The organism is Amycolatopsis sp. NPDC006131, assembly GCF_040614175.1.
In the GTDB taxonomy this organism is placed as follows: domain Bacteria; phylum Actinomycetota; class Actinomycetes; order Mycobacteriales; family Pseudonocardiaceae; genus Amycolatopsis_E; species Amycolatopsis_E tucumanensis.
On record NZ_JBEXTX010000045.1, the window covers coordinates 45645 to 55378 of the forward strand.

Here is a 9734-nt window from a genome sequence, read left to right on the forward strand (position 1 = left end):
CGCTCCGTCGAGCTCCACTTCGTACAGTTCGTGTCGCGAGCAGGCCGGTCTCCGGCACGCGACGGGCGCGGCAAGCATTGCGCAGGCCGGCCGGCACGGCGAGCCGGGTCAGCGCGACGCCTCCCGGCGGTGCAGCGCCGACACCGCGGCCGTCAGCAGCTCCCCCGGGCGCGGCAGGCGCCCGACCGCCCGGCTGAACGCGCTGCCCCGGAACACCCGGCCGCCCTCGCTGCCGTGCACGCTCCCCGTCTCCGCCACCGGACTGTCCACATTGTCCACCCCGTTGTCCGGGCGCTCGTTGCGGAACGCCCCGGCTCCCAGCCGCCGCACCGAAAGCACCGCGTCGGTGAACGCGGGCGACAACCGCTGCCCCAGGAAGAAGGCCAGCGCCGCCCCGCCGACCGGGATCTCCCGTCGCGGGTGCTCCGCGGCGAACACCACGCTCTCGGCCACGCTTTCCGGCGCGTACACCGGGGGCGGCGGCTTCGGCAGGGCGCCCATCTTGCTGCGCGAGTGCTCGAAGAACGGGGTGTCGATCGCCGCGGGCAGGATCGTCGACACGGCGATCGGGTCGCCGCGCTGGGCCAGTTCGATCCGCAGGCAGTCGTAGAACCCGCGCAGCGCGAACTTGCTCGCCGTGTACGGGGCGTGCAACGGCACGGCGCGGACGCCCTCGACCGAGGCGATCCCGATGACGACCCCGCCACCGGCCCGCCGCAACGCGGGCAGCGCGGCCTTCGCGCCGTGCACGTGGCCCAGGAAGTTCACCCGCATGACGCGCTCGAACTCCGCGTCGCTGATCTCCTCGACATACCCGAACACCGCCACCGCCGCGGCGTTCACCCACGTGTCGATCCGCCCGAACTCGCGCTCGGCCTCGTCGGCCAGCCGCCGGACTGCGGCGGGGTCCGCGACGTCGGTCGGCACCGCCAGAGCCTGGCCGCCGCCGTCGCGGATCTCCCGCACCAGCGAGTCCAGCGCCTCCACACCGCGCGCCGCGCACACCACGCGCGCGCCCCGCTCCGCGAAGGCGAGCGCGCTGGCCCGCCCGATCCCGCTGGAGGCCCCCGCGATGACGACGACCTGCTCGGACACCGGTTTCGGCATGGCGTCTCCTTCCGTCCCCGGGGCGGTACCCGCTCGGCCGGGGTGGCAACCAAACGCCCCCGGCGCGCGTCGAAGCAGGAACAGCCAAGGGGAGGACCGGGATGACGACGAGCACGCGAGGCCGCTGGACCGGCTGGTGGTACCTGCCGGTGACGATCCTGTCGCTCGGCATCCTGGCGTGGGTGCCGTTCGTGCACGCCGCGGTGCGGCTGCGCCGGCCGCGGATCCACCTGTGGGCGGTCCTGTACTTCGCGGTGCTGGTGGCCGTGCTGGCGGTCCTGCCGCCCGCCGACCCGACGCCGACCCCGGCGGACGACACGCGCTCGGCCATCGGCGGCGCCGTGATGATCGCGATGATCGCCCTGGCGTCGGTGCAGCAGCACTTCCTGCGGCGCCGCGCGAGCACCCCGCGCCCGGCCGCGCCACCCGAGGATCCGGCGGTGGCCCGGGTGAAGGCCGCCCGGGAACGCCGCAGGCAGGCCCGCGAGCTGGCGGCGAACGACCCGGCGATGGCGCGCGAGCTGCGCATCGGCCGCCCCGACCTGCCCCGCGACTACGACGACGGCGGCCTGGTCGACCTCAACGCCGCCCCGGCCACGGCGATCGCCCAGACCTGCGCCGTCGACCCCGCGGTCGCGCAGCAGATCGTCGACGCCCGCGCCGGCGCCCGCTTCTCGGCCGTCGACGACGTCTTCGCCCTCACCGAGCTGCCCCTGGACACGTGGGACGCGATCCGGGAACGGGGCATCGTCGTCTGAACTACCAGGTGCGCGCCTCGCGCAGAAGGAGGTCCCGCACGCGCTCGACCGCGGGGTTCACCTCGGCGCCGGGCCGCTGCGCCAGGAACACCGTGTTGAACGGCGCCTCCTCCGGCTCGTGCAGCGGGACGAGGGCGCCGGCCGCGAGCTCGGCGGCGCACAGGTACCGCGGCAACACGCTGTACCCGGCGCCGGCGGTCACCGCGGCCACCACCCCGCGCAGGTCGGGCATGGTCACCGCCGCCTCGGCGGTCAGCCGCTTGCCGAACACGTCCCGCCAGTACCGGCGCGCGATCGGCAGGTCCTCGGCGTAGGTCACCAGCGGCAGGCCCGCCACCGCGCCGCACGGGTCGTCACCGGCCCGCGCGGCCCACGACGGCGCGGCGACGAGCACGTAGTCCTCGTCCATCAGCGGGTACGCCACCAGCGCACGGCCGCGGGGACGGCGGGTCGAGATCACCAGGTCGTGGTGCCCGGCGCGCAACTGCTCCAGCAGCGGATCGGTCAGCCCGGTCGCCACCCGCAGCCGCACGCCACCGGCGACCAGCGGCGCCAGCGCGGGCATCACACGCACGCACAGCAGCTCGGCCGGGCCGGCCAGGTACACCGGCTCCGGCGGTCCGGAGTGGACGGTGGCCGTCGCGGCGACGGCGGCCAGCGTGTCGACCGGCCCCGCGACCCGGCCCGCCAGCTCGTGCGCCAGGTGGGTGGGTTCGGCGCCGCGCGGGAGGCGGGTGAACAACGCGCGGCCCAGCTGCTGCTCGAGGGTGCGCACCTGCGCGGTCACCGTCGGCTGGGACAGGCCCAGCAGGGGCGCGGCCGCGGTGAACGAGCCCGACCGGTAGACGGCGAGGAAGGTGCGCAGCAGGTTCAGGTCCACACCAGCCAAGGTATCGGAACACCGATCGCACCGATTGCCAACTCTATTCGATTTCCGATGGCTTCCCGCCTACCGTCGCAGGCATGGCGAACATTCTCTTCGTGATGACCGGCGCCGACCGCTGGACGCTGGCGGACGGCACCCAGCACCCGACGGGCTTCTGGGCCGAGGAGGCCGTGGTCCCGTTCGAGGCCTTCACCGCGGCCGGGCACCAGGTCACCGTGGCCACGCCCGGCGGTGTGGTGCCGCCCGTCGACGAGGCCAGCCTGAGCCCGGAGGCCACCGGCGGCGCCGAGACCGCCGCCCACCTGCGCGAGGCGGCCGCCGCCGACTTCGCCGACCCCGTCGCGCTGGCCGACATCGACCTGGACGGCTTCGACGCGGTGTACGTGCCCGGCGGGCACGGCCCGATGGAGGACCTCGCCTCCGACGCCGACTCCGGCCGGCTCCTCGCCCGCGCCCTGCGGGAGGGCAAGCCGCTCGGCGTGGTCTGCCACGGGCCGGCCGCACTGCTGGCCGCCACGGCCGACGAGGGCGGCAACGCCTTCGCCGGGTACCGGATCACGGCGTTCAGCAACGCCGAGGAGGAGCTGGCCGGCAACGCCGCCAAGGCGCCCTGGCTGCTGCAGGACCGGCTCACGGAGGCGGGCCTGAAGGTCGAGACGGCTGAGCCGTTCGCGCCGCACGTGGTGACCGACCGCACCGTGGTGACCGGGCAGAACCCCGGCTCGTCCGCACCGCTCGCCGCGGAACTGCTGAAACTGCTGGCTGCCGGGTCCGCGTCCTGACACAGGAGCCGACGCGCACCAGCCACCAGGACTGGCTGGTGCGCGCGGAGTCCACAGCGGACCGTGGCAGCATGGGGTGGTGACCGAATCCCGCGCCGAGGACGCCCCGCTGACCCTCTACCTGGTCAAGCGGCTGGAGCTGGTGATCCGCTCGCTGATGGACGACGCGCTGCGCCCGTTCGGGCTGACCACCCTGCAGTACACCGCGCTGACCGCGCTGCGGCACCGCAACGGGCTGTCGTCCGCGCAGCTCGCGCGCCGCTCGTTCGTCCGGCCCCAGACCATGCACACCATGGTGCTCACGCTGGAGAAGTACGGGCTCATCGAGCGCGCGGAGGACCCGGCCAACCGCCGGGTCCTGCTCGCCACCCTCACCGAGCGCGGCAAGCGGGTCCTCGACGAGTGCACGCCGCTGGTCCGGGAGCTCGAGGACCGGATGCTCTCCGGCATGGACGACGACCGCCGCGCCGGGTTCCGCCGTGACCTGGAGGACGGCTACGGGATGCTCGCCTCGCACGCCAACGCTCAGCGCGCGTTGACGAACGGCGGCGGCGAGTAACGCGCGAACGCCGCGTCCCCGATCGTCGAAGCCACCTCCTGCAGCCGCTCCGGCCGCGCCGCGTCCGACCAGGCGCCGGTGCGGATGCGCTGCTGCACAGCGAACAACCCGGCGAGGTACTCGGCCGGGGTGAACGCGCAGTGCCCCACCCGCTGCACGTACGCCTGCCGCAGCAGGGCGCTCTCCCCCGCGCGGGCCACGCGCAGCGCGTAGTCCCGTTGGTACTCCACCGGCGCGAGCTGGTCGGCGATCGTGTGCAGGGTCAGCTCCGGCACGCGCAGCTCCCCCGTCGGCGTCGACGTGCGCCGCATCCAGGCCAGCGCCCCGGCGTCCGGGGCGATGTCCGCGGCGCGGGTGAGCGCGCCCAGGTCGGCGTGCAGGTCCAGGCCCGCCTCCCGGTAGAGCGCGGCGACCTGCGGCAGCTGCGCGGACCGGTGCACCAGCCGCGCGTAATCGACGCCGGTGTTCCAGCCGCTGTCGCCGCCGGCCACCGAGACGATGCTGACGCGCGACGGGATCACGAACGGCAGCGTCTGCAACAGCCACGTGTACTGCGCTTGTTGCTGCTGGGCGAAGTCCGCAGGCGGCCGCGGCCCCGTGGACCACGTCGGCATGTTCATCAGCGACGCCGCGAGCGCGATCCGCGCGCGGCCGTCCGGAGTGGCCTGCGCCCGCTGCACCGCCGTGGTGAGGGCGGCGACGGTGGCGGCGGCCTGCGCGGGCGTGGTGAACCCGGTGAGCCGGACCTCCTGCCCCGGCAGCAACAGCTCGGCGAGGGCATGCATGCCGTCGAACTGGTAGTTGTTCAGGTTCACCCCGCCGCCGACGAGACCGCACGTGGTCAGCACCCCGTCGACGCGACCGCCCTCGGCGAGCAGCGCCGACACCAGGCCGCCCATCGACTGCCCCAGCGCGACCACCTCGCGCGCGGTTCCGATGCGCTCCTCGACCGCGGCGAGGGTGCCGAGCTGGTCGGCCACCGCGGTGTCGAACGCCCATCCCGCGTGCGCGTAGGACGATCCGGCGAGCGCGTAGCCGCGGTCCAGCAGCGCCTGCGCGGTCGCCGCGTCGGGCGCGTCGGCGGGCGGGTTGTCCGGCCCGGGGCGGAAACCGTGGCTGAACAACACCAGCGTGCCGTTCCAGCCGGCGGGCACGTCGGCGATCCAGGTGGCGCCGTTCGGCAGCGTCCCGGTGAGCCGGGTCGCGGCGCTCGCCGGCGCGGCGGGCAGGACGACGGCGAGCACCAGCGCCAGCAGCAGGACCCCGAGACGGCGGGTCACGCCTCGCCCCGCGGGGTCAGCGCGACGGCGACCAGCGCCAGCAGGGCCATCCCGGCGAGGTAGACGCCCACCAGCAGCGAGCTGCCGGATGCGGTGAAGATCGCGGTCGCCACCACCGGCGCGAGGCCGCCGCCGACCACGTTCCCCAGCTGGTAGCCCAGCGACACGCCGCTGTAGCGGATGCGGGTCGGGAACTGGTCGGACAGCAGCGCGGGCAGCGGCCCGTACTGGGCGGACACCGTGATGACCGTGACCACGCACGCCACCAGCGCCAGCAGGAACACGCCGGTGTCGAACACGAGGAAGAACAGCAGCGCCGCGACGGCCTGCGCGATCGCGCCCGCGGCGATCACCTTGCGGCGGCCGAAGCGGTCGGCCAGCCCGGACAGCCCGTAGATCGCGCCGAGCTGCACCACGCTGGTGAGGATCACGACGATCAGCAGCTCGTTGCGGGAGTAGCCGACTTCCGCGGTGCCGTAGGACAGGATGTAGGTGAGGATGATGTAGCCCATCGCGGTCGACGCGCCGGTCACGAACACCGCCCGCAGCACGGCCAGCGGGTGGTCGCGCAGCACCTCCAGCAGCGGCACGCGCGCCGGGCGGTGCCGTGCGGCCTCCTCGAACAGCGGGCTTTCGGTGAGGCGGCGCCGGATCACCAGGCCGAAGATCACCAGCACGAAGCTGACCAGGAAGCCCAGCCGCCAGCCCCACTCGACGAACGCCTCGCGCGTGGAGGTCGAGGCGACCAGCAGCACCAGGTTCGCGACGATCGCGCCCGCCGGGACGCCGAGCTGCGGCGCGGCGCCGTAGAGCCCGCGGCGGGACGGCGGCGCGTGCTCGACGGCCATCAGCGCCGCGCCGCCCCATTCGGCGCCGACCCCGACGCCCTGTGCCAGCCGCAGGACCACGAGCAGGATCGGCGCGGCCACGCCGATCTGGGCGTAGGTCGGCAGCAGCCCGACCAGCACGGTGGCCGTGCCCATGATCAGCAGCGAGATCACGAGCATCCGCTTGCGGCCGATCCGGTCGCCGAAGTGGCCCGCCACGATCCCGCCGACCGGGCGCGCCAGGAACCCGACCGCGAACGTGGTCAGCGACGCGAGCTGGCTGACCGCGGGGTTGCTGGAGGGGAAGAACTGCGGCCCGAAGACGAGCGCGGCGGCCGCGCCGTAGAGGAAGAAGTCGTACCACTCGATGGCGGTGCCCACGAAACTCGCCACGGCGACCCGCCGGGCTTCGCGGGTGCCCGAGGCCTGCGCGGAGACGGCTGGCTGGTGCGTCATCGAACCACCAATCATCAGAGACCCTGATATGAGGAGGAAGGATGGCATCGGGGCACGAACCCGTCAAGGCTCTTGACTGAGTACTCACTCAGGGGCAGTGTCGGCGGCGACCCGCGACGGCGCGGGAGACGAGGAGACTCACCGTGGCGGGACGGGTTGCGGGCAAGGTCGCGTTGATCACCGGCGCCGCGCGGGGCCAGGGCCGGGCGGACGCGGTGCGCCTGGCGCAGGAGGGCGCCGATGTGATCGTGGTGGACATCGCCGCCACGCTGCCCAGCGTCACCTACGCCTCCCCCACGCTCGCCGATCTGGACGAGACCGTGAGCCTGGTGGAGAAGACCGGGCGGCGGGCGGTGCGGGTGCAGGCGGACGTGCGGGACCTGGCGGCGCTGCGGGCGGGCGTGGACACGGGCGTCGCCGAGCTGGGCGGGCTGGACATCGTGGTGGCCAACGCCGGGATCTGCGTGCCGGCGCCGTGGGACGACGTGACCGAGGAGATCTTCGACGACACGATCGGCGTGAACGTGCGCGGCGTGTGGAACACGGTGATGGCGGGCGCGCCGCACCTGGTCGAGCGGGGCGGCGGGTCGATCATCCTGATCAGCTCGGCGGCCGGGATGAAGGTGCAGCCATTCCTCGTGCCGTACACGACGAGCAAGTGGGCGGTGCGCGGCATGGCCAAGGCCTTCGCGACCGAGCTGGCGCGGCACAACATCCGGGTCAACAGCGTGCACCCGACAGGCGTGAACACCGGGATGACCGGCGAGGGGCTGCAGGCCGCGTTCGCCAAGGGGTTCGAGCGCGACCCGAAGCTCGCCGGGATGCTGACGAACCTGTTGCCGGTGGTGATCACCGAACCCGAGGACGTCGCCGACACGGTGCTGTTCCTCGCCTCGGACGAGTCGAAGTACGTCACCGCGCACGAGCTGGCTCCGGACGCGGGGGTGACCGAGTTCTGAGCGCCGTGGACGAACCCGCCGCCTCCGGCCGCGACCGGATCCTGGCCGCGGCGGAGGAGCTGTTCGCCGAGCGCGGGTACGCGCGCACGTCGACCGCGCGCCTGGCGGCCGCGGCCGGGGTGCCGCAGGGGCTGATCTTCTACCACTTCGGCACGAAGGAAGGCCTGCTGCTGGCGCTGATCCGGGAACGGTCGACGCGCACGCTCGCGGACCTGGTGCCGGCCACCGTCCCGCCCGACGCGCACGCCGCGGTGGCCGAGCTGTGGCGGCGGCTGGCGCGGCACCTCGGCGAGCAGACGCCGATGCACCGGATCGTGTTCCGGGAAAGCGAGCACCACCCGGAGCTGCAGGCCCGCGCCCGCGAAATCCACGACTCCATCATCACGGCGGTGAGCGCCTACCTGGCCCGGGTGACCGGGGACGCCAGACCGGCGCCCCGGCACCACGCCGCCGCGCGGATGCTCGTGGCGACGCCATCGGCGACCTCGGTGACGCCCGGCGCGCCCCCACTGGCCGCGAAGGTGGTGGCGGACCTGCTGCTGAACGGGCTCGGCTGAGCTCCAGCTCGCGTAGGGCGGCGGGACGGCGGGACAGTGGTCACCATGACCGACACCGCACTGCAGCGCATGGACAACATCGCCATCGTCGTCGACGACCTCGCCGCCGCCAAGGCGTTCTTCACCGGACTCGGCTTGGAGCTGGAAGGCGAGGCGACACTGGAGGGCAGCCTGGTGGACCGCCTCCTCCGGCTCGACGGCGTCCGGACGGACATCGCGATGATGCGGACCCCCGACGGCCACGGACGGGTCGAGCTGACCAAGTACCACTCACCCGCCAGCCCGGACGGCGCCCAGACCGTGCACGCGCTGGGCGCGCACCGCATCATGTTCGCCGTCCGGGACATCGACGACGTGCTCGGCCGCCTCCGGGCGCACGGCGCGGAACCTGTCGGCGAAGTGGTGCGGTACGGGGACAGCTACCGGCTCTGCTACGTCCGCGGCCCCGCCGGGATCTTCGTCGCGCTCGCCGAGGAGCTCGGCTGAGCGGCGATCCGGGCCAAGACGTCGACCGCGCGCGTCCAGCGCTCTTCGTCCAGCCCGGCCTGCGTCGTGATGCGCAGCCGGGAAATCCCGTCGGGCACGGACGGCGGCCGGAAACACCCCACCCGTACTCCCTCCGCGAGCGCGTCGGCCTGGGCGGCGAGCGCGGCGCGCGGCGAAGGCATCGGCACCGACAGCACCGCGCCCGCCGAGCGCGGCACGCTCAGCCGCTCGGCCAGCGCCGCGCCGCGCTCGTGGATCCGGACCGGGAGGTCCGGCCGGGCGCGCAGTGTGCGCAACGCGGCCAGAGCCCCGGCGGTGGGCGCGGGCGCCAGCCCGGTGTCGAAGATGAACGGGCGCGCCCGGTTGACGAGGTGGTCGATCAGCGCGGCGGAGCCGAGGACCGCGCCACCCATCGCGCCCAGCGACTTGGACAACGTCGCCGTCATCACCACGTGCGGATGACCGGACAGGCCGAGGCCGTGCAGCAGTCCCCGGCCACCGTCGCCGGCCACGCCGAGCCCGTGCGCCTCGTCGACGACGAGCAGCGCGTCGTGCGCCGCGCACACCCCGGCCAGCTCGGCAAGCGGCGCGGCGTCGCCGAGGACCGAGAACACCGACTCGGTCAGCACGAGCGCCCGCCTGCCCCCGGCGGCGGCCAGCGCATCCCGGACGGAGGTGACGTCGTTGTGCGGGACCACCCGGACGGCGGCCCGGGACAGGCGCGCGGCGTCGATCAGGGACGCGTGGACGTGGGCGTCCGAAACGATCACCGTGTCCCGGTCCGCCAGCGCGGTCACCGCCGACAGGTTGGCGTGGTAGCCGGTGGAGAACACCAGCGCCGCCTCGCGGCCGGTGAATTCGGCCAGCTCGCGCTCCAGCTCGGCGTGCAGCGTGGTCGTGCCGGTCACCAGGCGGGACGCGCTGGCCCCGGCGCCCCAGACGAGCGCGGCTTCAGCTGCCGCGCGGCGGACGCCGGGATCGCCGCTCAACCCCAGGTAGTCGTTGCTCGCCAGGTCGATGAGGTCATCGCCGGCCGCCCGCAGGCGCAGCGTGCGCAGGGAAAAGATCAAAAGAGTC

11 protein-coding genes are annotated in these 9734 nt (G+C 74.1%); 6 read left to right on the forward strand and 5 right to left on the reverse strand.

Translation table 11 applies throughout. From position 1 onward, the window contains the following. Nucleotides 1–108: 108 nt before the first annotated feature. Complete coding sequence (locus tag ABZ215_RS22935; RefSeq protein WP_354951422.1) at nt 109–1107, reverse strand: SDR family oxidoreductase; 999 nt, start codon at nt 1105–1107, stop codon at nt 109–111. Between the two features lie 101 nt (nt 1108–1208). On the opposite strand from ABZ215_RS22935, the gene ABZ215_RS22940 reads away from it, so the two are divergent. Continuing rightward, nucleotides 1209–1865 (forward strand): hypothetical protein, encoded by a 657-nt coding sequence (locus ABZ215_RS22940; RefSeq protein WP_354951424.1) that lies wholly within the window; start codon nt 1209–1211, stop codon nt 1863–1865. Between the two features lies 1 nt (nt 1866). Here the strand turns inward: ABZ215_RS22940 and ABZ215_RS22945 are convergent, their stop codons facing one another. After that, a complete protein-coding gene (locus tag ABZ215_RS22945) occupies nt 1867–2745 on the reverse strand; it encodes a LysR family transcriptional regulator (RefSeq protein WP_354951426.1) in 879 nt (292 codons plus the stop codon). Nucleotides 2746–2828: 83 nt separating this feature from the next. On the opposite strand from ABZ215_RS22945, the gene ABZ215_RS22950 reads away from it, so the two are divergent. Beyond that, complete coding sequence (locus tag ABZ215_RS22950) at nt 2829–3533, forward strand: type 1 glutamine amidotransferase domain-containing protein (protein WP_354951428.1); 705 nt, start codon at nt 2829–2831, stop codon at nt 3531–3533. A 76-nt stretch (nt 3534–3609) separates the two neighbouring features. Next, nucleotides 3610–4092, forward strand: a complete 483-nt coding sequence (locus ABZ215_RS22955; protein ID WP_354710193.1) for a MarR family transcriptional regulator — start codon at nt 3610–3612, stop codon at nt 4090–4092. Here ABZ215_RS22955 and ABZ215_RS22960 read toward each other — a convergent pair. Next, the gene (locus ABZ215_RS22960; protein ID WP_354951430.1) at nt 4059–5372 is read right to left on the reverse strand and encodes an alpha/beta hydrolase; all 1314 of its coding nucleotides are present in this window, start codon (nt 5370–5372) and stop codon (nt 4059–4061) included. The genes ABZ215_RS22955 and ABZ215_RS22960 overlap by 34 nt on opposite strands. Continuing rightward, nucleotides 5369–6655 carry an MFS transporter gene (locus ABZ215_RS22965; RefSeq protein ID WP_354951432.1) on the reverse strand — a complete coding sequence of 429 codons (1287 nt, stop codon included), beginning with the start codon at nt 6653–6655 and terminating at the stop codon, nt 5369–5371. Before ABZ215_RS22965 ends, ABZ215_RS22960 begins: the two co-directional genes overlap by 4 nt. A 143-nt stretch (nt 6656–6798) precedes the next feature. Here ABZ215_RS22965 and ABZ215_RS22970 point away from each other — a divergent pair, with 143 nt between their 5' ends. From ABZ215_RS22970 to ABZ215_RS22980, 3 genes are read left to right on the forward strand one after another with little or no spacing between them, the layout of a single operon-like run. Next, nucleotides 6799–7614 carry a mycofactocin-coupled SDR family oxidoreductase gene (locus ABZ215_RS22970; RefSeq protein ID WP_354951434.1) on the forward strand — a complete coding sequence of 272 codons (816 nt, stop codon included), beginning with the start codon at nt 6799–6801 and terminating at the stop codon, nt 7612–7614. A gap of 5 nt (nt 7615–7619) precedes the next feature. Beyond that, nucleotides 7620–8171, forward strand: coding sequence for a helix-turn-helix domain-containing protein (locus ABZ215_RS22975; RefSeq protein WP_354951436.1), 552 nt, complete (start codon nt 7620–7622; stop codon nt 8169–8171). Nucleotides 8172–8216: 45 nt separating this feature from the next. Beyond that, a complete protein-coding gene (locus ABZ215_RS22980) occupies nt 8217–8657 on the forward strand; it encodes a VOC family protein (RefSeq protein ID WP_354951438.1) in 441 nt (146 codons plus the stop codon). Here the strand turns inward: ABZ215_RS22980 and ABZ215_RS22985 are convergent. Further along, the gene (locus tag ABZ215_RS22985; protein ID WP_354951440.1) at nt 8603–9727 is read right to left on the reverse strand and encodes an 8-amino-7-oxononanoate synthase; all 1125 of its coding nucleotides are present in this window, start codon (nt 9725–9727) and stop codon (nt 8603–8605) included. The genes ABZ215_RS22980 and ABZ215_RS22985 overlap by 55 nt on opposite strands. Between the last annotated feature and the right edge of the window lie 7 nt (nt 9728–9734).

Excerpts from the sequence above, each read along its gene's own strand:
- ABZ215_RS22935 (WP_354951422.1), bottom strand. The coding sequence starts at position 1,107 with ATGCCGAAACCGGTGTCCGAGCAGGTCGTCGTCATCGCGGGGGCCTCC.
- ABZ215_RS22940 (WP_354951424.1), top strand. The coding sequence starts at position 1,209 with ATGACGACGAGCACGCGAGGCCGCTGGACCGGCTGGTGGTACCTGCCG.
- ABZ215_RS22950 (WP_354951428.1), top strand. The coding sequence starts at position 2,829 with ATGGCGAACATTCTCTTCGTGATGACCGGCGCCGACCGCTGGACGCTG.
- ABZ215_RS22965 (WP_354951432.1), bottom strand. The coding sequence starts at position 6,655 with ATGACGCACCAGCCAGCCGTCTCCGCGCAGGCCTCGGGCACCCGCGAA.
- ABZ215_RS22980 (WP_354951438.1), top strand. The coding sequence starts at position 8,217 with ATGACCGACACCGCACTGCAGCGCATGGACAACATCGCCATCGTCGTC.